Source organism: Sphingobium sp. TB-6 (genome assembly GCF_012927365.1).
Taxonomy (GTDB): Bacteria; Pseudomonadota; Alphaproteobacteria; order Sphingomonadales; family Sphingomonadaceae; genus Sphingobium.
The window spans coordinates 31,400-54,314 of sequence record NZ_JABBGL010000016.1 but is presented as its reverse complement, the minus strand read 5'-3'; the positions used below and the strand labels follow the sequence as shown (position 1 = coordinate 54,314).

At 59.5% G+C, this 22,915-nt stretch carries 18 protein-coding genes; 12 read left to right on the top strand and 6 right to left on the bottom strand.

The genetic code is table 11. The features are described from left to right. The first annotated feature begins 21 nt into the window (after positions 1 to 21). From HHL26_RS18415 to HHL26_RS18360, 12 genes are all read left to right on the top strand, one after another. Positions 22 to 2,202, top strand: a complete 2,181-nt coding sequence (locus HHL26_RS18415) for a TonB-dependent receptor (protein ID WP_169576413.1) — start codon at positions 22 to 24, stop codon at positions 2,200 to 2,202. Positions 2,203 to 2,229: 27 nt separating this feature from the next. Next, positions 2,230 to 4,725 (top strand): TonB-dependent receptor, encoded by a 2,496-nt coding sequence (locus HHL26_RS18410; RefSeq protein WP_169576411.1) that lies wholly within the window; start codon positions 2,230 to 2,232, stop codon positions 4,723 to 4,725. Positions 4,726 to 4,850: 125 nt separating this feature from the next. Further along, the gene (locus HHL26_RS18405) at positions 4,851 to 6,323 is read left to right on the top strand and encodes an NAD-dependent succinate-semialdehyde dehydrogenase (RefSeq protein ID WP_008828121.1); all 1,473 of its coding nucleotides are present in this window, start codon (positions 4,851 to 4,853) and stop codon (positions 6,321 to 6,323) included. A gap of 166 nt (positions 6,324 to 6,489) precedes the next feature. Continuing rightward, entirely contained in the window at positions 6,490 to 7,095 is a 606-nt protein-coding gene (locus tag HHL26_RS18400) for a UbiX family flavin prenyltransferase (protein ID WP_206377528.1), read from the top strand. A 2-nt stretch (positions 7,096 to 7,097) separates the two neighbouring features. Next, complete coding sequence (locus HHL26_RS18395) at positions 7,098 to 7,667, top strand: hypothetical protein (RefSeq protein WP_008828119.1); 570 nt, start codon at positions 7,098 to 7,100, stop codon at positions 7,665 to 7,667. An 8-nt stretch (positions 7,668 to 7,675) separates the two neighbouring features. Then, a complete protein-coding gene (locus HHL26_RS18390; protein WP_008828118.1) occupies positions 7,676 to 9,259 on the top strand; it encodes an FAD-binding oxidoreductase in 1,584 nt (527 codons plus the stop codon). A gap of 5 nt (positions 9,260 to 9,264) precedes the next feature. Then, a complete protein-coding gene (locus tag HHL26_RS18385; RefSeq protein WP_008828117.1) occupies positions 9,265 to 10,704 on the top strand; it encodes an aldehyde dehydrogenase family protein in 1,440 nt (479 codons plus the stop codon). Positions 10,705 to 10,723: 19 nt separating this feature from the next. Then, entirely contained in the window at positions 10,724 to 12,178 is a 1,455-nt protein-coding gene (locus tag HHL26_RS18380; RefSeq protein WP_226869789.1) for a non-oxidative hydroxyarylic acid decarboxylases subunit C, read from the top strand. Next, positions 12,175 to 12,399 (top strand): non-oxidative hydroxyarylic acid decarboxylases subunit D, encoded by a 225-nt coding sequence (locus HHL26_RS18375; RefSeq protein WP_008828115.1) that lies wholly within the window; start codon positions 12,175 to 12,177, stop codon positions 12,397 to 12,399. The genes HHL26_RS18380 and HHL26_RS18375 overlap by 4 nt, the downstream gene beginning before the upstream one ends. A 13-nt stretch (positions 12,400 to 12,412) precedes the next feature. Further along, positions 12,413 to 13,879, top strand: a complete 1,467-nt coding sequence (locus tag HHL26_RS18370; protein ID WP_008828114.1) for an FAD-binding oxidoreductase — start codon at positions 12,413 to 12,415, stop codon at positions 13,877 to 13,879. Between the two features lie 31 nt (positions 13,880 to 13,910). Beyond that, positions 13,911 to 14,276: a cytochrome c gene (locus tag HHL26_RS18365; RefSeq protein ID WP_008828113.1), complete on the top strand. Its 366-nt coding sequence runs from the start codon at positions 13,911 to 13,913 to the stop codon at positions 14,274 to 14,276. Positions 14,277 to 14,694: 418 nt separating this feature from the next. Continuing rightward, positions 14,695 to 15,879, top strand: a complete 1,185-nt coding sequence (locus tag HHL26_RS18360; RefSeq protein WP_008828112.1) for an acyl-CoA dehydrogenase — start codon at positions 14,695 to 14,697, stop codon at positions 15,877 to 15,879. Between the two features lie 94 nt (positions 15,880 to 15,973). Here HHL26_RS18360 and HHL26_RS18355 read toward each other — a convergent pair whose 3' ends face one another. The 6 genes from HHL26_RS18355 to HHL26_RS18330 are packed head-to-tail and all read right to left on the bottom strand — an operon-like array spanning position 15,974 to position 22,911. After that, positions 15,974 to 17,149, bottom strand: coding sequence for an acyl-CoA dehydrogenase family protein (locus HHL26_RS18355; RefSeq protein ID WP_031308881.1), 1,176 nt, complete (start codon positions 17,147 to 17,149; stop codon positions 15,974 to 15,976). Next, on the bottom strand, positions 17,136 to 18,011 hold the full coding sequence (locus HHL26_RS18350; protein ID WP_037517491.1) for a MaoC/PaaZ C-terminal domain-containing protein: 876 nt from the start codon (positions 18,009 to 18,011) through the stop codon (positions 17,136 to 17,138). Before HHL26_RS18350 ends, HHL26_RS18355 begins: the two co-directional genes overlap by 14 nt. Before the next feature lie 22 nt (positions 18,012 to 18,033). Then, complete coding sequence (locus HHL26_RS18345; RefSeq protein ID WP_024018969.1) at positions 18,034 to 18,894, bottom strand: MaoC family dehydratase N-terminal domain-containing protein; 861 nt, start codon at positions 18,892 to 18,894, stop codon at positions 18,034 to 18,036. Further along, positions 18,891 to 20,483 (bottom strand): acyl-CoA dehydrogenase family protein, encoded by a 1,593-nt coding sequence (locus HHL26_RS18340; protein WP_008828108.1) that lies wholly within the window; start codon positions 20,481 to 20,483, stop codon positions 18,891 to 18,893. The genes HHL26_RS18345 and HHL26_RS18340 overlap by 4 nt, the downstream gene beginning before the upstream one ends. A 2-nt stretch (positions 20,484 to 20,485) precedes the next feature. Further along, positions 20,486 to 21,700, bottom strand: a complete 1,215-nt coding sequence (locus HHL26_RS18335) for an acetyl-CoA C-acetyltransferase (RefSeq protein WP_008828107.1) — start codon at positions 21,698 to 21,700, stop codon at positions 20,486 to 20,488. Next, positions 21,697 to 22,911 (bottom strand): CoA transferase, encoded by a 1,215-nt coding sequence (locus tag HHL26_RS18330; protein WP_008828106.1) that lies wholly within the window; start codon positions 22,909 to 22,911, stop codon positions 21,697 to 21,699. Before HHL26_RS18330 ends, HHL26_RS18335 begins: the two co-directional genes overlap by 4 nt. Positions 22,912 to 22,915 lie beyond the last annotated feature (4 nt).

Sequence of the window (22,915 nt, the reverse complement as noted above, 5' to 3'; positions counted from 1 at the left end):
CGATTACACAAGGGGGGATGCATGAAAAGGTATGATTGCTTTTTTGTCGCCTTGTTGGGAGTGACCGCGCTGACGCCGCAGATGGCCTTAGCACAAGACTTCACAAGCGAAACGGACGAATCCCAGCCTGCCAGCACGGGTCTAGGTGACATTATCGTCACCGCCACTCGGCACGAGGCCAAGCTGCAAACCGTGCCGGTTGCAGTTACTGCGGTTACCGGCGATGCTCTTGCTTCCGCCGATGTTTCAACGGTCCGCTCCCTCACTCAGGTTGTGCCAGGCTTCATCGGCAGCCGTAATATGGGTGTCTTCCAGCCGGTCGTACGCGGCGTCGGCTCAACCGGCATTTCGGTTGGTGATGAACCCAATATCGCAACCTACGTCGACGGCGTCTACCAACCGGAATCGGCCGCCAACTGGATCGACCTGGTCGAGGTCGAGCGGGTCGAGGTGCTGCGCGGGCCGCAGGGCACGACCTTCGGTCGCAATGCCACCGGCGGACTGATCAACGTCATCACCCCCGATCCCAGCTTCGACTTCCGCGGCAAGGCTTCGCTGCGCTTGGGCCGGATGAGGCGCGATGCCGGCGATTACGACGCCCGGCTCTATTTTACCGGGCCAATGAGCGACAAGGTCGCGGCTGACTTTGCCGCGCTTTTCCGCAAAAACGACGGATACATCGACGATCTGGTCCGTGGAGGCACTCTGGGCAACCAGCGCGTCATCGACCTGCGCAGCAAGTTGCTGTTCAAGCCGACCGACAATTTCAAGGTTGTTCTGACCGGGGAATACTTCAACCAGGAAAGCACCACCAATTCGCCGCAGCCGCTGGATGGCAACACCGCAGGCAACAATTGGCCGGGCGTGATCGTACCGACCCGTGCCTGGCAGGCCTCGTTGACCGAGGTGCCGTTGCTCAACCTCACACGTTGGAGCGCGGCACTGCACACCCGGCTCGATCTGGGTAGCGTCCTGCTTGAAACCACCACCGGTTTTCTCAACCTGCGCTGGCGGCAGACGACCGATGGCGATGCCTCGAACATAAAGCTGTCGAACTTTCCGGCAGTGTTTGAATCGGAGTCGGGCAGTCAGGAAATCAAGCTGAGTTCGGCCAATCCCGGCCGCTTCCAGTGGCTGGTCGGCGGGTACTTCTACCAGTTCGGCGGTGGTGCCCCGGTCCTCGAGCCTTGGACCACCACCAACCCAGCTCTGCCCTTGGCAGGGCCGTCGTTGACACCCAAGCTTGATGGACGCTCATTCGCGGTCTTTGCCGAAGGCACCTATGAGGTTCAGCCGAACCTGTTCATCACGCTCGGCGGCCGATACACTACCGAGACGCGCTGGTTTAGCCAAAGTAACAATGGCGTATTGCTGGTCAATGACGTTTCAAAAACGTTCAAAAAGTTTAACTACAAAGTCGGTATCCGTTATGAGGTGACCGACAAGACTAACGTCTACGCCACCTACAGCACCGCGTTCAAGAGCGGGGTATACAACATGGCGGGAATCAGCGGCACCCCGGTCAATCCGGAGAACATCAAGGCGGCTGAATTCGGGATCAAGTCCGATCCATTGGAATGGCTGCGCACCAACCTTGCCGCCTATTATTACGACTACAAGGGCCTCCAACTTCAGTCGAAGGCTCCGACCGGTCCCGGATACATCCTGCAGAATGCAGCCAACGCCGAAATCTATGGCGGCGAGTTTGAGACCATCATCAATCCGGTCCGCGACCTAAGGCTGCGTGCGGCGGTTGCCTATACCCATGCCCGCTACAAGGATTTCCCCAACGCCCAGGGCTTTACGCCGATCGTGAATGGCAACGGCAACTACGCCGGCAACGTGGCTGCTCCCTACGATGCTTCAGGCAAGGTCATGACCCGGGCGCCTGAATGGTCGGGCAATGTGGGGTTTGATTGGAGCCATGACGTCGGCAACGGGCGCGTCACTCTGGCCGGAAATCTGCTGTGGAGTTCCAGGGTATACTACGACTTCGCCAACATATTCTCGCAGCGCCCCTACACCCTGTCTAACCTCTCGATCAATTGGCAGCCTGGAAGCGAAGCCTTCAAGGTCGGCCTGTGGGTGACGAACCTGACCAACGAGAAGGTGCTGCAAACCGTGCGCCCCGGAACGTTGGGAACCGACGGGTTCTATGAACAACCTCGTAAGATTGGAATAACTATAGAAACGAAAATTTAAACAATAACTTTAATCAAGGAGGATGCCATGAAGAAAATTAATCATCCAAAAATAAAAAATCTACTGCTGTCGAACGCGCCCCCGATGCTCGCGCTCTTACTGCTAGCGCCGACCCATGTGTATGCACAAGACAGATCGGATAGTAACCCACAATCCGAGACAGCAGTTTCAGGACTTGGTGATATTATTGTTACAGCTCGGAAACGCTCTGAAAATCTGCAGGAAACACCCATCGCGATCACGGCGATGACTGGTGAGATGCTCGAAGAAAAGCAGATCGTCAACGTAGCGGAAGTTGCCAAGTTCGCTCCCAATGTCAACATTTCGCCGGTTGCTAACATCTCGGGTTCGAGTGCCTCGATTACCGCTTTCATCCGCGGCGTCGGACAGACCGACTTCAACATCACTGTCGATCCCGGCGTTGGCGTCTATGTAGATGGCGTATATGTCGCGCGTTCCGTCGGAGCGCTACTCGACATGGCAGACGTTTCAAGCGTCCAGGTCTTGCGCGGTCCGCAGGGTACGCTGTTTGGCAAGAACACGATCGGCGGAGCGATCGTGGTCAATTCGGTTGAGCCGCAGAAGGATTTCGACCTGAAGCTCGAAGCGGCAACCGGCCGGTTCAATCGCGCCGATTTCAAGGGCATTATCAATGTACCGCTGAACGACAACCTAGCGATGCGGGCTGTTGCTTCCTATGAAACGCGCGACGGCTATCAGAAACGTCTGTTCGATGGCGGTCGCCAGGGTAACAAAGATAGCTTTGGTGGGCGTGTCGCCTTTAAATGGGAACCGACAGACAAACTCACGGTCAATCTCAGTGGGGACATCAACATCCGCCGGGAGGAGATGGCCGCATCTACTTTAGTTAACCTTTTTGAATCGCCCAACCTGCTTCAGATCGTCAATCGGAATGGGCGGATCTTAGCATTCCCAAGCTCTACATATGCATGGAACAAGCTACAGGGGGGGGCCGGTGTTTGTGGCGCGGACGGTCAGCTTGCCCCAGTCAACAATCCCCTGTGTGCAACTACCCAATGGGTAACTGGCAATATCGACTCGACTTGGTCGGGCACGAAAAACCAGTCGGATTTCGATTTGTGGGGCACCAACCTGACACTCGACTATGATTTCGGTGGCATTAACCTCAAATCAATCAGCGCCTATCGCGACCAAAAGGCAACAATCCAGTTCGACTTTGATGGCACGCCCCATCCCTATCTGCAGCTGACCAACAATATCGACTTATGGCAGGCATCACAGGAGTTGCAGCTGACCGGCAGTTTGTTGAACGACCGGTTAAAGTTTGTGCTCGGCGGATACTATCTGAAAGAAAAAGGACAGGACAAGAATGATCTGCGCTTCGGGTTTGCGGATTTCTTCAGTGGTGGCAAGATTGACAACGACAGCTATGCCGCTTACCTGCAGGCCACTTTCAAGGTAACCGACCGATTTTCCATAACACCGGGAATTCGTTACACGGACGAAACAAAGCGTTTTGACCCGTCGTTCCAGACTATTAACCGTGATTACACGGCACCTCTCGGGCAGGCAGGAATTCTTCCCTATCCAGATGGTGTATTCATCGCTTTCAGCCAATGCGTTACTGGCCAACCCACGCCATTGCTAGTGACCGACCCAGCCAGCCCACTATTTGGTTTCCCACTACCTGGTGGATGCGCTCCTGCCGCCACCAACCCTGGCGGAAACCACACGATGCCGGCTGTTCAAGTTGCTGTAAAGGCGAAGGAGTGGACACCGGCAATTTCAATGGACTATAAGATTAGCGATGATGTTCTCGCATATGCATCATATTCTAAAGGCTTCAAAAACGGCGGATTTACTCAACGAATATTTCCTGCTGAGCAAGTTGCCCCTTCTTTCACTCCTGAATTTGTAGAATCTTATGAGATAGGTCTTAAAACAGAGATTTTTGATCGTCGACTTCGCGTTAATATCGCTGCGTTTCTTTCCGACTACAGCGACATCCAAGTTGTTGTAAACGAAGGCATCGCGCCTAGGGCGCGCAATGCTGGCACTGGTCGAATTAAGGGCTTCGAGATTGAAGGCGAAGCAGCTCCTGCCGATTGGTTGCGACTGACATTCGGTGTTGGTTATCTGGATGCTTATTTTCGTGAAATCGATCCGGCGGCATTCCCGATAGGCCTCAATTCGAAGTTTGCCTTCGTGCCGGAGTGGACTGGCTCGGCTTCTTTCAACGCCGATGTTTATCGAGGAGACAGGGGCAAGCTGACTCTTCGTGGCGATTGGTCGTACCAGAGCACAACGTACAAAGATGCGCTAAACAGTTCTGAATTAAAGCAGCCTGGCTATAGCGTATTCGGCGCAAGCGCATCATTTACTGAGAGTAGCGAGCATTTTACAGTGACAGCTGGTGTAACTAACCTGACCGATAAGCGGTATATTCAGGGCGGATATGTCGACCGTGACGTCGCGGGGACAGCGCTGGCAACTTACTCACGTCCGCGTGAATGGTTCCTTAAGCTGGCCTACAAGTACTAACGCAAGAGCAGAGGGCGGCGGTTCGCTGCCGTCCTCACCGTTTCGGACGTGCTTGCTTCGGAAGCACCGCCTAACCGACCAACATCCGCTTGGCATCTGGTCCTGCGGCCACAGGAGTTCAGACATTGGCTGTCACAATCCCTCCACTCCACCGCAGCGATTTTCTGACCAACCAGTCGATCATCAACGGGAAATCAGTAGAAGCCAGCTCCACCTTTGATGTCACGAACCCCGCCACCGGCAAGACGCTCGCAACAGTTGGCCTACTGGGCGAAGCCGAAACTCGCCAGGCGATCGAAAGCAATTCCCGCACCTATGCCGATTGGCGAAAGCGATCCGCGCAAGAGCGTGTCCGACTGCTGCAGGGCTGGCTAGCACTGGTCCAGCTGCATCGCGAGGATCTGGCCCTGCTGATGACCGCCGAACAGGGCAAACCGCTGGCCGAAGCGCTGGGCGAGGTCGATTACGCCGCAAGCTTCATCCAGTGGTTCGCCGAAGAGGCGCGCCGTGTCTATGGCGAGGTCATTCCGGCCAGTTCCGAGCGGCGGATTATCGTGATCCGTCAGCCGGTCGGCGTGGCTGGCGCCATTACGCCGTGGAACTTTCCCGCCGCGATGATCACCCGCAAGGTCGCGCCTGCACTGGCGGCGGGCTGCACCGTGACCCTCAAACCGTCCGAACTCACCCCGCTGACCGCTTGCGCTCTGGCAAAGCTCGCTCTCGAAGCGGGCATTCCGCCCGGCGTGTTCAACGTGGTCTGCGGGGATGCACCCGCGATCGGATCGGTCCTGACCAGCCATCCCGATGTCACCAAGTTCACTTTCACCGGTTCGACCGCGGTTGGCAAGCTGCTGACTGCGCAATGCGCCACCACCCTGAAACGGGTTTCGATGGAACTGGGCGGCAATGCCCCGCTGCTAGTGTTCGACGATGCCGATCTCGATCAGGCGGTCGAGGGGGTGATCGCATCGAAATTCCGTAACACCGGACAGACCTGCGTTTGCGCCAACCGGATCCTGGTGCAGAGCGGCATTCATGACCGCTTCGTCGAGGCGCTGGCCGCCAGGGTCTCCGCGTTCCGGGTCGGCAACGGCCTTGAAGGTGCAACCGACCAGGGACCGTTAATCACCGCATCAGCCTTGGCCAAGGTTCACGGGCATGTCGCCGACGCCGTGGCGCAAGGTGCCCAGCTGGTCACAGGCGGCAAGGGACACGAGGCCGGAGAGCTGTTCTTCCAACCAACTGTTCTGACCGGAGCGAGCCCGGCGATGCGGCTAGCGGACGAGGAGACTTTCGGGCCGGTTGCCCCGGTGTTCCGTTTCGAAACCGAGGTCGAAGCGCTAACGCTTGCCAACGCCACGCGCTCGGGGCTGGCGGCCTATGCCTTCACCCGCGACATTGACCGCGCCTGGCGGGTTTCCGAAGGACTTGAGACCGGGATGGTCGGCTTAAACAGCGGCATCGTCTCGACCGAGACCGCACCGTTTGGCGGCATCAAGGAATCGGGACTTGGCCGAGAAGGTTCGCGACACGGTATTGAAGAATTCTTGGAGATGAAGACCATCAGTGTTGGGGTCCGGAACGAGAGTCCGGTGTAAGCGGAATGCGGTCCCGAGGAGTCAAGATTTTCGTTGCTCAATGCGGAATGCATTGTATGATGTCGGCAAAAGAGTGGGAGACGGAATTCAGCATGCCCTTCAGGGTTAGGCCTTATGCTACCTTGACCGCCCAGAACGCGCAGGAAAGTGTCCTGCCGTGAAGCGCATGGTCGTGGGGATGACCGGCGCAACCGGCTCGGTCTATGGCCTTCGCCTGCTTGAGCTACTGCGCGAGACGGGCGGTTGGGAAACCCATCTGGTGATGTCTCCGGCGGCGCTGCTCAACATTCGCGAGGAACTGCCCGAAGGCAAGGCCCGGCTCGAAGCACTGGCCGATGTGGTGCACAACGTCCGCAACGTCGGCGCCTCGATCGCCAGCGGTTCGTTCGTGTGCGAAGGCATGGCGATCGCGCCCTGTTCGATGCGCACGCTGGGCGCGGTGGCGCACGCCCTGTCCGACAACCTTATCACCCGTGCGGCCGACGTGATGCTGAAGGAACGGCGCCGCCTTGTGATGATCACCCGCGAAACGCCGCTCAACCTGGCGCACCTGCGCAACATGACGGCCTGCACCGAAATGGGGGCGATGATCTTCCCCCCGGTGCCGGCTTTCTATGCGCGGCCGACCTCGCTGGCCGACGTGGTCGATCACAGCTGCATGCGGGTACTGGATCTGTTCGGGCTTCATTTGAAGTCGGAGAAACGCTGGCAAGGCCTTAGCAAAGAGGCGGCAAGCCTTGTTTCGGGTGCTGGGCAAATGGAAGGGAATTGAGAATGGCGTGGGATGTCAGCCGTCGCACCGTCGTGAGCGGTGGCGCCGTGGGTGCTGTCGTTGCCGGTCTGGGAATCGGCCGCAGCGCTTTTGCTCAGCGGCCGCGCAAGATCATCGTCATCGAAGAGACGCACGTTCCCGAAAGTCGACTATTTGCCGAAACCTTTATCAATTCGGGGCGCGCAGCGCAGGTTGTCCGGATCGACCGGAGCTTCAACGGCCTGCTGCATGAACTTGAAGCGGTTGAAGGCGTGCTGGTCGGCCTTACTTCCGATCCCGCGGCGATGATCGCCGGGCAGATCCTTGTGGCCGGCGGCGCCCGCCCGCTACTGCAGTGGACCCATCAATACCGCAAGCTGCGCTGGGAACACCAGACTGTCGGCGCGCCAACGCTGCTTGCGCGGGCCAGCGTCGGCTGGCCCAGCGTTCTTGCCCACCACATGCAGGATGCGCTCGTCGGCGATCGCCAGGATGCCGAACTGCGGTGCCAGTCAGGACATTGCGGCCTCGGTGGCAAGAGCCCCGGCATGCTGGTTTCATGGGCATTCGAAGTGGGAGTACAGCAGTCGTGAGTACGCGCATGCCACAAGGGGTCGACGCCGCAACCTTTACCAAGGCTCTGGACGAATTAGCGGCTATCGTCGGCAAGGAATGGGTCTTCGTCGATGAACTGCCGCTGTCGGCCTATCGCGACGCCTATTCACCGCTGGCCGATGGCGAGATGCTGCCCTCGGCTGCCGTGGCACCGGCCAACATGGAACAGATTCAGCAGGCGCTGAAGGTATTCAACGCTTACAAGCTGCCGATCTGGACATTCGGCAACGGCCGCAATTTCGCTTATGGTGGCCCGGCCCCGCGCCAGTCCGGTTATGTCATGTTCGACCTCAAGCGGATGAACCGCATTCTCGAAGTCAACGAGAAATACGGCTATGCGCTGGTCGAACCAGGCGTGTCCTATTTTCAGCTTCACCGCCATCTGCGCAAGATCGGCAGCAAGCTTTGGGTCGATCCTGCGGCACCAGGTTGGGGCGGCGTCATGGGCAACGCGCTTGAACATGGCGCGGGTTACACCCCCTACGGCGATCACTTCGTCATGCAGTGCGGCATGGAAGTGGTCCTTGCCGACGGTAAGGTCGTCCGCACCGGTCAGGGCGCGATCGAGGGGTCGCAGCATTGGCAATCCACCAAGCATGCCGCCGGTCCGCATTTTGATGGCATGTTCACCCAGTCCAATTTCGGCATTGTGACCAAGATGGGTATCTGGTTGATGCCCGAACCGCCGGGCTACAAGCCGTTCATGATCACTTACGAGCGCGAGGAAGACCTTGCCGCAATCTTCGATGCGGTGCTGCCGCTGAAAATCAACCAGGTTATCCCGAACGCCGCTGTGGCGGTCGATCTGTTGTGGGAAGTGTCCGCCAAGACCACGCGTCGCCATTACTTCGACGGCAAGGGCCCTATCCCGGATTCGATCCGCAAAAAGATCGCGTCGGATCATGGGTTAGGCATGTGGAACTTCTACGCAGCGCTCTATGGCCCGCCACCGATCATCGAGAACAACTGGAAGCTCGTCGAGGCAGCGATGATGAGCATTCCGGGTGCCAAACTGCACCTTGACCGCGAGAACGACCCCGCCTGGGACTATCGCGTCCAGCTGATGCGCGGTGAACCCAACATGACCGAGTTCAGCATCATGAACTGGATCGGCGGCGGCGGGCACATCAACTTTTCGCCAATCTCGGCACCCGACGGCAAGGAAGCGCTGAGCCAATACAACTTGATCAAGCAACGCTGCCACGATTTCGGGTTCGACTATATCGGCGAATTCCTGGTCGGCTGGCGCGACATGCACCACATCCTGATGATCATGTACGATCGCGCCGACGACGGCATGCGCAAGAGCGCCTATGACCTGTTCGGCAAGCTGGTAGACGAGGCAGCCGGTGCGGGCTTCGGCGAATACCGCACCCACCTCGCCTTCATGGACCAGATCGCCAAGACCTATAAGCACAACGATGGGGCGCTGTGGGACCTGCACCACCGTCTCAAGGACGTGCTAGACCCCAACGGCATCCTCTCCCCCGGCAAGCAGGGGATATGGCCCCAGGCGATGCGCAACCAAGCGCAATCACACGGCCGGCTGAACAAAGACTTCAAGGATTGACGACCATGACGCAAATTGAGCACTGGATTGGCGGCACCGCCGTGGCTGCAACGGGCGGGGCCTATTTCGACGATCTCAACCCGGTCGACGATTCGGTCTATTCCCGGGTCCCCGCCGGCACCGCGGAAGACGTGAACCGCGCCGTGGAGAACGCGCATCAGGCCTATCTCCAGCATCGCGATCTGCCCGCCGCAGTGCGCGAAGGGTGGATCGCGAAAGCCGCCGAAATCATGGAGCGCGATACCGCCAAATTCGCCGACGTGCTGGTCGACGAAATCGGTTCGCCGATCGCCAAGGCCGGGTTCGAAACCCGCTTCGCGGTCAGCTTCCTGCGCGCGGCGATCGGCGTGCCGCGCCGGATTCGGGGGGAAACGATCCCTTCGGACACCCCTGGGCGGTTCAGCATGAGCCTGCGCCAGCCGGTCGGTGTGGTCGCCGGGATTACCCCGTTCAACGTGCCGCTGATCAAGGGGATCAAACAGTCGGCCATGGCCCTGGCCACAGGCAACGCCTTCGTGCTGCTACCCTCGGAAGCCGCGCCAATGATCGCCGATCTGCTCGCTAAATTGTGGAAGGAGGCCGGCGTTCCCGACGGCTTGTTCAACGTGGTCTACGGCAATGGCGCGGAGATCGGCGACGTGCTGACCGGCCATCCCAAGGTCGCATCGATAACCTTCACCGGGTCCTCGCGCGTCGGCAAGCACATCGCCGAAATCGCGGCCCGCAACCTCAAGAAGTACACGCTGGAGCTGGGCGGCAAGAGCCCGCTGGTGATCTGCGCCGATGCCGATCTGGACAAGGCGGTCAACGCCGCGCTGTTCAGCATCTTCATGTACCAGGGCCAGGTCTGCATGGGGGCTTCGCGGATCTATGTGGAACAGTCGATCTTCGACCAGTTCGCCAAGGCCTTCGCCGCCGCGACAGGCCGCGCCAAGAGCGGCGACCTGCGCGATCCTACCACCATGCTGGGCCCGATAATTTCCGAACGCCAGCGCGACCGGGTCTGCCGCCACATCGACGATGCCCGGTCCAAGGGCGCAGAACTGCTAGCCGGTGCTGAGTGGAACGGAAACGTATGCTCAGCGACGGTACTGCGCGGCGTTACAGCCGAAATGACCGTGTTCGAGGAAGAGACCTTCGGCCCGGTCACCTCGCTCTTTCCGTTCAACACACTTGAGGAAGTGCTCGAACTCGCCAACAACACCGAATACGGCCTCAGCGCGTCGATCTTCACCCGCGATCTCGACAAGGCTCTGGCCTTTGCCCAACGTGCCGAAGCGGGGATGGTCCACATCAACGCGCCGACCCTTCACGACGAGCCCCACGTCCCGTTCGGCGGAACCAAAGCGTCAGGTTTCGGGCGCGAAGGGACCGAAGCCGATCTCGAGATCATGACCGAATGGAAATGGGTCACGATCCAGTCGGCGACTGAGGGCGGACACTGACAGGCGGGAACGAATGACCATGAACGATCTCCCTAACCGCGCCCGCTCGATCTCGTCGCTGCGCGACTTCCTCGAACTGCTCGAGGATGCCGGCCAGGCGATCACCTGGAGCGATGCGGTGATGCCCGAACCCGGCGTGCGCAACATAGCCGTCGCCGCATCGCGCGATGCCAACGGCGCGCCGGCGATCGTATTCGACAATATCACCGGTTACCCCGGCAAGCGCTTGGCGGTGGGCGTCCATGGTTCGTGGGACAATATCGCCCTGCTGCTGGGCCGACCTAAAGGCACGACCATCCGCGAGCTTTTCTTCGAGATCGCCGGCCGCTGGGGCGATCAGGAAGCGCAAATCAGCTTTGTCCCAGAAGCCCAGGCCCCGGTGCACGAATGCCGGATCGAACAGGACATCAACCTTTACGATGTCCTGCCGGTCTATCGGATCAACGAATATGATGGCGGGTTCTACATCGGCAAGGCCTCGGTCGCCTCGCGCGATCCGCTCGATCCAGACAATTTCGGCAAGCAGAATGTCGGCATCTATCGCCTGCAGATCCAAGGGCCGGACAGCTTCACCCTGATGACGATCCCCTCCCACGACATGGGACGTCAGATCATGGCGGCCGAACGGGAAGGCGTTCCGCTAAAGATTGCGGTCATGCTGGGTAATCATCCCGGCCTTGCGGTGTTTGCTGCCACCCCGATCGGCTACGAGGAATCGGAATATTCCTATGCCTCGGCGATGATGGGCGCGCCAATCCGGCTGACCAAATCGGGCAACGGGATCGACATCCTGGCCGACAGCGAAATCGTGATAGAGGCCGAACTGCAACTGGGTGAACGCGAGCTGGAAGGGCCGTTCGGCGAATTCCCCGGTTCCTACAGCGGCGTGCGCAAGGCGCCGATCTTCAAGGTCACGGCGGTGTCGCACCGGCGCGATCCGATCTTCGAGAACATTTACATCGGGCGCGGCTGGACCGAGCACGATACGCTGATCGGCCTGCACACCTCCGCCCCGATCTATGCCCAGCTGCGCCAGAGCTTCCCCGAAGTCACCGCGGTCAACGCGCTTTACCAGCACGGACTGACCGGGATCATCTCGGTCAAGAACCGCATGGCCGGTTTTGCCAAGACGGTCGCGCTGCGCGCGCTGAGCACGCCGCACGGCGTGATGTACCTCAAGAACCTGATTATGGTCGATGCCGATGTCGATCCGTTCGATCTCAACCAGGTGATGTGGGCGCTTTCGACCCGCACCCGTGCGGACGATATCATCGTGCTGCCCAACATGCCTGCCGTGCCGATCGATCCTTCGGCAGTGGTCCCGGGCAAGGGGCACCGCCTGATCATCGACGCGACCAGCTATCTCCCGCCCGATCCGGTGGGTGAAGCGCACCTTGTCACCCCGCCGACCGGGGACGAGATCGACGCCCTGAGCAAGCGGATCCGCGAAATGCAGCTGGGAGCCCTGTCATGACCACCACCGTCTGCGGGCGCTGCAAATCGAGCGGCGCTGTCACCGATCATCAGGGCAGGCAGGACGGCGCGGTCGTGTGGACGATCCTGCGCTGCCCGACCTGCAACTTTTCCTGGCGCGACAGCGAACCGGCCCGCGCTATCGACCCGGCTGTGCGCTCGGCCGATTTCGCCGTCGATGCCGGCGATCTCCAGCGTTATCCCAAGATTCTCCAGCAATAAGGCTCCCAACGCCATGATCGATCAAGCCCGCCAGACGGCCACGCTCGGCACCCTCGCCCAGGCACTCGGCAAGGCCGCCGTCGATACCAGCCCGCAGACCCTGGCCCGCTATGCTGTCCCAGGGATGGCACCGGCAGGCGTGGTGCTTCCGGCCGATGAAGCCCAGCTCGCCAAGGTGCTGGAAGCTGCGCGCACCAGCGGCGGTGTGGTCCAGACGGTCTGCAACGGCGCCTACGGACTTGAAAAAGCCGTACAGGACAAGGTGATCGTGCTTGACCTGCAGAAGATGAACAAGGTCCTCGAGGTCAATGACGAACTGGCCACCTGCCTTGTCGAACCGGGCGTCACCTTCCGCCAGCTCGATGCCCACATCAAGGAAAAGGGAATTAAGTTGTGGGTCGACTTTCCCGGCAATCCCGATGAAAGCGTGGCCGCCAGTTTCATCAACCGCCGCCCCGGCTACACCCCCTATTCCGATCATTTCCTGATGCAGTGCGGGCTCGAGGTCATGCTGGCTGATGGCAAGATGGTGCGCACCGGCATGGGCGCCATGCCCAAGAGCACCTGCTGGCAGCTGTTCAAGTTCGGCTATGGCCCTTGGGTCGATGGCCTGTTCACCCAGTCCGATTTCGGGGTGGTGACCAAGGTGGGCATGTGGATGATGCCGCAGCCCCCGGCGCACCAGACCTTCATGGTCTCGGTCCCCAAGGAGGACGATCTGGGCGCGTTGTTGGACGTGCTCGGGCCGCTCAAGCTCAACATGGTGGTGGCCAATGGCGTCGCGGTGGGCAATGCGCTCCACGAAGCGGCCCTGCTCGGCAAGCGCCGCGCCGATTTTGAGGGCCAGGGGCCGATGGCGGCAAGCGCGGTCAAGGCCGCTGGTGAGGTGCTCGGACTAGGCTACTGGAACCTTTACGGCTCGCTCTATGGCCTGCCCGGCAACGTCGCGATCCTGTGGGACATGGTCAAGGGCGCGTTCTCGTCGATCAGCGGCGCAAGGGTGATTACCGATGGCAAGGGCATCGATCCCAAGCTGTGGGCCTGGCGGATGGGCACTATGACCGGTGTGGTGGCCGATCCCCCGGCCAGGACAGCAGGCTGGAGCGGCGACATGGCGCTTACGGTCAACCCGGTCAGCCCTGTGGATGGCGAGGAAGCCGTCAAGCTCTATGAACTGTCGCGCGATATCTGTGCCAAAAACGGCTTCGACTTCGTTGGCGAAACCACCGCGATCTGGCGTTCGGCCAACCATCGCCAGGTGCTGCCCCATGCCGCCGGGAAGGGCGAGGATGCGGTACGGGCCAAGACCTGCGCCGAAGCCCTGATCGCCGCGCAGGCCGAGGCCGGCTTCGGCCAGATCCTGACCGACCCCGGGCTGGGGGCGGCGGTTGCCAAGACCTATGAAAAGGGTGGCCGCTCGGCCCTGCATGCGCGGGTCAAGCAGGCGCTTGATCCCAACTCGATCTTTGCCTCGGTCTGAGCCGATGCGTCGCCATGCCTGCGGAGGTAAAATGAATAAGTTCCTCGCCCTTTCGCTTTTCGCTGCACTTGCTGCCTGTTCGTCCGCACAAGGCGAATCAGTGGTGGACGGTGCGGAGAATTATGAGCGTTACTGCGCAGGTTGCCACAACCCCGGCCCGGGCCACGGTGGCACCATGCTGCTGGCCGAAAAAGGTGCTCCGGTGCCTTCGCTCATCGGTCGCAAGGACTTAGATTACGATTACCTACATTCGGTCGTTCGCCAGGGCCTGATCGAAATGCCGCCGTTCCGACCGACCGAATTGTCGGACGCGGAGATCAAGCAGATCTACGATCACATCGTGGCGCAGAAGCTTCCCCCCGCAAAGGCCGAACCCGCCAAAAACAAGGCACTTTGAGGTCAAATCAAGCTGGGCGGAAAAGGTCGACAGGGTTCGTAAGGCTGAAATTGCTAGGGTGCCAACGGAGTATGCGGATAGCTGGTTGCTTTGGTGAGCACGCACCTTGTGTTTGATAGTCGTCATTATCGATAGCTACGGTACACAAGTGATCGCTTAGTTACGCTGTTGTCTGGTTCCGCTCGCCGCACCACAAAAGCGCTTTCGGTCCAGCTTTCCTCGCTGGCCCGGTTGGCCTTGTGCTCGGCAGCGTAGCCTTCCTGGGAATTTCAGCTCGCTACAACCGCATGCGGGTATTTGCGTGGATTGTTTCACTTTCAGTCTTATCGCCCAAATCACAAAACTCGCGGTAACGGTTGAAGAACTCCTCGCCATTACGGGATATGAACTTAATTTCATTATATGACGAGCTGAATGTATGACTGAAATGGCACGCTTTAATTGGAGCGATCCCTTCAACTTTGACGATCAACTGACTGAAGAAGAACGAATGGTGCGTGATGCGGCTCATGGCTTCGCGCAAGGGGAACTTCAGCCCCGGGTCATCAATGCCTTCCGCGAAGAGCTGGATGCAGCAGAGTTGTTTCCACTCATGGGACAAGCCGGCTTGCTTGGAGCGACGATCCCACAGTCTTATGGCGGTGCTGGAGCTGGCTATGTCTCCTACGGCCTGATCGCGCGTGAGATTGAGCGCGTGGATTCGGGCTATCGGTCAATGGCATCGGTGCAAAGCTCGCTCGTCATGTATCCGATTTTTGCTTTCGGCTCGGAAGAACAGCGGTTTAAATATCTGCCTGGCCTAGCCGCAGGCTCGCTGATCGGCTGCTTCGGCCTGACAGAACCTGATGCGGGATCTGATCCTGCGGGCATGCGCACAATCGCGAAGAGGATTGATGGTGGCTATGTCCTTTCCGGCATAAAAACATGGATTTCGAATGCTCCTTTCGCCGACGTCTTTGTTGTCTGGGCAAAGAGCGAAGCACATGATGGGGCCATTTGCGGCTTCGTGCTTGAAAAGGGCCTGAAGGGGCTTTCCGCTCCCAAGATCAAGGGCAAGCTCAGCCTGCGTGCCTCGACCACCGGCATGATCTTGATGGACGAGGTTGAGGTTGACGAAGAAGCCTTGCTCCCCGGGGTCCAGGGTCTCAAGGGCCCCTTCGATTGCCTAAACCGCGCACGCTATGGGATCAGTTGGGGAGCGCTCGGCGCCGCGGAATATTGCATGCACGCAGCCCGCCAATATGGACTTGATCGGCACCAGTTTGGAAAGCCGCTTGCCGCCAACCAACTTTATCAAAAGAAGCTCGCCGATATGCAAACGGACATTGCGCTAGGGTTGCAAGCCTCATTGCGTGTCGGCCGCCTAATGGACGAAGGCAGGTTCGCGCCGGAGATGGTCTCTCTCGTCAAGCGTAACAATGTCGGAAAATCGCTTGATATTGCGCGCCATGCCCGAGACATGCACGGCGGTAATGGCATCAGCGATGAATATCAAGTCATGCGGCACATGGTGAATCTGGAAACCGTCAACACCTATGAAGGCGCGCACGATGTACACGCGCTCATCCTTGGTCGAGCACTCACTGGCATTGCCGCATTCTAGGGTAGGCCACCTTTCTTCTTCAGTGTTGCGCTGCCTGGTCGCAGCAACAGTCGTTGTGTCGAGTGAGCGGAAACGACGGAGCGTGGTGGCCGCCTCAATAGCTTCGCGGTAGTTTCAGGACATGCTCTGCGATGAATGACAATATGAGATTGGTCGAAACAGGTGCCACCTGATAAAGGCGGGCCTCTCGAAATTTCCGTTCGATGTCGTATTCCTCAGCAAAGCCATATCCGCCATATGTCTGGATGCAGGCGTTGCCCGCTTCGACTGCTACGTCCGCGGCAAGCATTTTTGCCATGTTCGCCTCGGGTCCATGTTCAAGCCCCGCTTCGTAAAGGCGCGCGGCCTCATGGACCATGAGCTCGGCAGCGCGCATATTTGCGTGGGCTCGCGCGATCGGAAAAGAGACGCCCTGGTTCATGCCAATGGGGCGATCGAACACCACCCGTTGATTGGCATAAGCAATGGATTTTCGGGTGAACCATTTCGCATCACCGACGCATTCGGCAGCAATAAGAACTCTTTCCGCATTCATGCCCGAAAGGATGCAATGAAAGCCCTTGCCTTCTTTGCCTAAGAGATTGGCGACCGGGATGCGCATCCTGTCGAAGAAAAGTTCCGTCGTGGCATGGTTCATCATGGTGCGGATAGGCCGGATCGTTAGCGAACCCGCGGTGCGAGCCTGGTTCATATCGACGATGAATATGGAAAGACCGTCGGTTTTCTTCGTCACTTGATCGCGCGGCGAAGTCCTCGCTAGCAGCAGCATGAGATCGCTGTGTTCGGCGCGACTGGTCCAGATTTTCTGGCCGCTCACCACGAAATAGTCCCCATCGCGAACTGCCGTCGTCCTTAACGCAGTGGTATCGGAGCCGCTTCCCGGCTCGGTTACGCCGAAAGCCTGCAAGCGCAGTGCGCCGCTTGCGATCGCGGGCAGATAAAGGCGCTTTTGCTCATCCGATCCATGTCTAAGGATGATGGCCATGTTATACATCTGGGCATGGCATGCCGCTCCGTTGCAACCCATCGCTTGAATCGTCTCAAGGATGGCAACTGCAGCCGAAAGGCCCAGACCTGATCCGCCATATTCCTCGGGTATAAGTACCGAAAGATAGCCAGCGCTCGTCAACGCATCGACAAAAGAAGTCGGATATTCGCGATCAGCGTCGAGCTTGCGCCAATATTCACCCGGGAACTTTTCACAAAGCCGGCGCACACCGTCGCGGATTTCGTGAAAGTGTTGAGGTTCGAAAGGACTAAGAAACTGCATCGCCCTCATCCGGAGAGATTGTGAAAAACCCTTGATCTGCAACGATGACGTCGCGCTCGAGCACCGATGCCCGAAAAGCGCCGTTATTCCAGATTTCGGTTCTGATGGTTTCACCAGGGAACACCGGTGCGGCGAAACGCAGTTGCACTGCGCGCAGGCGCTCGGTCTGGTAGCCGAGCCGCCCGCGGAGGATGGCGTGAACGATGATGCCCATCGTGCCCAGGCCGTGCAATATCGGCATCCTGTACCCGGCGCGCGCCGCGATTGCTGGATCGCTGTGCAGCGGGTTGAGATCTCCATTTAGACGATAGATCAGGGCCTGTTCGGGACCGGTCGTCAGGTCAATGACAAGAGCGGCATTGCCTTCCGCCACGGGTACCGGCGAACTTCGCGGAGCTTCGCCTTCCCCTCCGAACCCGCCGCCGCCGCGAATGAAGATCGTACGTTCAAGACAGGCAAAGCAGGTGCCGCAATCATCGCGGATATTGGTTTCGGTGAATATCAACGCGGCCTTGCCCACGCCTTTGTCGACAATGTGGGTGACGCGGGTTGTGCTTTCGACTTCGCCAGTTGCCGGAACCGGGCCAAGCAGTACCATGGATTGACCGGCATGCAGGACGGAAACCGGATCCACACCGGAATCAGGGTGCCCCAGCCAGAACCCGGGACTCGCGAGAACGAGCGCCATGCCGGGCATGGCAACCGGTCCACGAAGGGGATCCACGAATGGCAGCTGCGCGAGGTCGGTAGGATCTCGCCCCATCCCGATCGATAAGGCGTAAAATGCAGCATCGCGTGGAGTGACGGTCTGACGAACCGCAGGAATACGAAAGTTGAGCAATTTTTGCGGATCGATTGTCACTTTCAATTTCCCTGGAAGGTGGTCAAAGGGTGGCGCTGGCAACCATGATCGGACGGCCGTCGCGCGCATGGGCGACGAACTGAACACTATTACCGTTCGCGCGAAGCGCCAAATGCAGTTCCTCGCCGCAGATCGCGGCAGACACCGCTCGGCAATCGAAGCACCGAAGCGCATTGTCGCCGAAGTGCTGCTGGGCGAGTTCCAGCAGCAGTGTCGCCGTCAACGGACCGTGAACGACGAGGCCGCGATACCCCTCGATTTCGCAGGTGTAGGCCCGATCATAATGAATCCGGTGACTGTTGAAGGTCAGCGCCGAAAATCGGAACAGCAAGGCTTCCGAGGGGACCAGCGCGCGGTGCGCAACCCATCGAGATCCGTCGAAGGTCATGTCAGGCGGCCGCGGCAGCTCTGCGGGCCCCAAAGGCATGGGATCCCGATAAACGATCGCTTGGGTTTCGCGAACGAAGATTTCGCCTTTGCAGTGGATTTCCTGTGCCATCTCGACAAAAACAAGCTTGCCGGTCGCGCCTTGCTTTTCGGCGATGGAATTGATCCGCGATCTGCGCTGCACCTTCTGGCCGATGAGCAACGGCGAAAGAAATTCGATCCTGCTCGATGCCCACATCCGGCGCGACTGAGGAAGTGGTGGCATGAAGCTGCTTTCGCCGCCGCGCACCGGATGTCCATCCACGCTCAATGCGGCTGTTGGCGCGTCTGGCAGGCAAAGGCACCAATGATAGCCTTGCGGCACGCTGCCATCTGCCGGCGCAACGCGGTCGAAAGTCGCCAGCCACCGTCGTGCGGCAGCGGGTTCCAGATAGTCGTGACGCAATTCTTCACGACCAATCCAGCTTTGCCATTGTACGTACGGCTGGGTGGTCATATATCATCCCCGGTCAGGCCGCGGGCAATCACCTGAGCCTGAATTTCCGCAGCGCCCTCGAAAATGTTGAGGATGCGCGCATCGCAAAGGATGCGACTGATCTCGTATTCAAGGGCATAACCATTGCCGCCGTGGATCTGCAGCGCAGCGTCGGCGTTCGACCAGGCGGCGCGAGCGGCAAGCAACTTTGCCATGCCGGCCTCAATATCGCAGCGCTTGTCCGAATCCCTGGCTCGCGCGGCAGCATAGCAGAGTTCACGCGCCATCACAAAATCGACAAGGCTCATCGCCAGCTTGTCCGACACGCGCGGAAACCCGACGATGGCCCTGCCGAATTGCTTGCGAACCAAGGCATAGTCGAGGCCCAGTTCGATGGCCCGCCGCGCGACGCCGATAGCCCGCGCGGCGGTCTGGATGCGTGCGCCCTCGAAGGTACGCATGAGCTGCTTGAACCCTTTCCCCTCCTCGCCGCCCAGCAGGGCGTCTGCCGGCGCGGTCATGGCATCGAACTGCAGGGCATATTCGCGCATCCCGCGATAACCGGGGACCTCGATCTCGCTTCCGGTCATGCCAGGGGCTGGGAAACCGTCATCGCTCGTGCCCCGAGGCTTGGGCACCAGCAACATCGACAGCCCGGCGTAACCCCTGGCTTCAGGTAATGTTCGCACCAGCATCGTCATCAGATCTGATCGGCTGGCATGGGTAATCCAGTTTTTCGCCCCGTTGATGACCCAGTGATCGCCGTCGTGCCGTGCGCGGGTTTGAATGGAGCCAAGATCCGATCCGGTGTCGGGTTCGGTGAAGGCTGCTGACGGCAAAACCTCGCCGCTTGCGATCCTGGGCAACCACCAGGCCTTTTGCGCTTCGGTGCCGTTCAAGCCGATCAGTTCGCCGGCGATTTCCGACCGCGTGCCAAGCGAGCCCGCGCCAATCCAGCCCCGCGACAATTCCTCGGTTATGATGCACATCTTTAGCTTACCGAGGCCAAGTCCCCCATAGATTTCGGGTATGCAGACTCCGAATGTACCGAGATCGGCCATGGCCTGAATCACTGCCTCGGGGATCAGATCATTCGCCAGATGCCATCCGTGAGCCTGGGGCACGATGACAGCATTGGTGAAGCGACGGTATTGCTCGCGGATCGTGTCGGCTTCGGCATCATCGAGCGACTCGCTTGGCCATTGCCCCTGGGCCAGGGCTGCAGCCACTTCGCCTCTGGTTGCAGCATAGTCCACATCGAGTAGGTCCACGCACCGGTCGAAAAGCGTGCGGGCAGCGCTGCCAAGTCCGAGGTCGCCGGGGCGGAAGATTTCGTTCTGGCCCATCGGCAGGCCGCCACCGATCTGGCCAATGCATTCAGCGAAGGCCAGAGTGGCGATCCTGGCGTCAAAGTCATTCTTGCTGCCCCTGGCTTCGGACCATTCGAGCACCGCTTCAAGCGCAGCCACAAGCGTGGCCACCCAGGCATAACCGTGCGCGGCCCGCTGCTCCTCATCAATCCTTCCGGACACCAAGCGCGCGCCCAACGCTGCCTTGACCGAGTCGCGATAGTCTCTCGCGGCGTTCAGGGCCTGGCGCAGATCAGCCACCTTCAGGCCGCGCGCTCGAAGATTGCGGCGATGCCTTGTCCGCCGCCGATGCACATCGTCTCAAGACCGTAGCGGCCTTTCGTGCGCACAAGTTCGCGGGTAAGGTTGGCAAGAATACGACCACCGGTTGCACCGATCGGGTGGCCAAGCGATATACCCGAACCATTGACATTGAGGATTTCGTTCCGGCCGTCGTCATCCGACCAGCCCCATCCTTTCAGAACCGCCAGGACTTGCGGTGCGAAGGCTTCGTTCAGCTCAACCAGATCAATATCGCCCCAGCCAAGGCCGCTGCGGGCGAACAAGCGTTGCACTGCAGGAACGGGACCAATTCCCATACGACTGGGATCACAGCCCGCCGCGGCCGAGCTATGATAAAAGGCGATCGGTTCCACCCCCAGTTCGTCGAGTTTGTCTTCGGCCACCACAAGGCAAGCGGCAGCGGCGTCGTTCTGCTGACTGGCGTTGCCAGCGGTTACGACGCCGCCCTCAATCGCCTTCAGCGCGCCGAGCGAAGCCATCGTCGCGTCGCCGCGATAACCTTCATCGTGTGCGAAGATGGCAGGCGCGCCCTTTCTTTGCGGCACCACAACCGGCACGATTTCGTCGTCGAACATTCCATTCGCCCAGGCGGCCGCGGCCCGCTGGTGGCTGCGCACGGCATAGGCATCTGCCTGTTCCCGGCTGATGTCATAATCCCTGGCAAGATTTTCGGCCGTTTCGATCATGCCGGAGATAACACCAAAACGCTCCGTCGGCTGAGACATAAGGCGTCCGCGCGTCAACCTGTCGTGAAGGGTGATACTGCCGGAACGTTTGCCCCCGCGAAGGTCGGTTGAATAATGTTCGACGTTGGACATTGATTCGACCCCGCCGGCGACAACAACGTCGGACATCCCCGTCTGCACCATCATCGCGGCGTTGACGATCGCCTGTAGCCCCGAACCGCAGCGCCGGTCGAGCTGATAGCCGGGGACTTCAAGCGGCAGGTCGGCAGCCAGCCATGACCAGTGGCCGATGGCCGGCGCCTCGCCGTTGCCATATCCCTGACTGAACACGACATCGTCGACCCGGGCGGGATCGATCTTCGTGCGCTCGATCAGGGCCTTGAGGATGACTGCGCCAAGCTCGCCTGCAGTCATCGGCGAAAGAGAGCCGCCAAACTTGCCCACCGCAGTGCGGATCGGCATGACAATGGCTGCGCGACGAAGGGTCATTTCGGGTCTCCACTCGCCATGTTGCCCACAATACCTGCGTCGATCAGGCGGGCGATTTCGGCGGCAGGCAGCGAGAGCAGATCCGCCAGGACTTCTTCGGTATGCTGGCCATTGCACGGCGCGGGACAAGGATCCCGACGGTGCATTTGGGGAACGGTGGCGAATGTGCCCGCGGCGGGATAGTCGAAGCCGCTGGGATTTGGCACCATCCCGAAAATCGGATTGTTCGCTACCAGCGCTGGATCGTGAACCGCATCAAGCATCCTGCGATAGGGCGAAAAGACGATTCCCCCCGCATCGAAGGCAGTAGACAGATCGGCGTAATCACGCGACCGGATCGCCCGTTCAAACAAGGGATAGAGCATGTCACGCAAGGTATATCGGAGGCCGTCATCCTGTTCGAAAGAAACACCGCGCTCTTGTTCGATGGCCGCAACATCTTCGGAAAGGCCCAGCGCCCCCAGCAAATGGGCCCACTGGCGATGCGTGGCAACGACAATCATTGTCCGCACCCCGTCGCGCGTGGTGAAGTCGCGACCGAACAAACCATAAACTGCATTGCCAAGGCGCGGACGATCCCGGCCCGTATAGAGCATTTCTGCAAGTCCACCGAGGTTGGCGACCGTGCCAATCGCCACGTCTGACAACGGCAGCCGGATCTCGCATCCTTCGCCACTGGTGCTTCGCCACTGCATCGCGGCAAGCATGGCGAATGCTCCGTATGCGCCGGAAATGAGATCCCATGCGGGCAGGACATGATTGACCGGATCGGGGCCCGTTCCAGTCAGCATAGGGTATCCCACGGCATTGTTTATGGTGTAATCGAGCGCGGGCGAGCCATCGGCCCATCCCATTATCCGCAAGGTGACAAGATCCGGACACCCCTGCGCGAGGAGGGCATGGGACAGGAAACCATCCACCGGAAAATTGGTGATGAACTGGCCGGTTGCCCTCACGAGTTCCTGCACTATTTCACGCCCCTCAGGCCTGCGAAGATCAACCGCGACTGACTTTTTTGCACGATTGAGATTCTCCCAATAGAGCGAATCATTCGCCGCCGTCACAGGCCAGCGCCGGTAATCGGGGCCGCCGCCAATCTGGTCGACGCGTATCACCTGTGCGCCAAATTGCGCGCAATAAAGGCCCGCCGTGGGAGAGGCGACGAATGACGATGCCTCAATGATCGATAGGCCATCGAGAAAATTATACATGGCG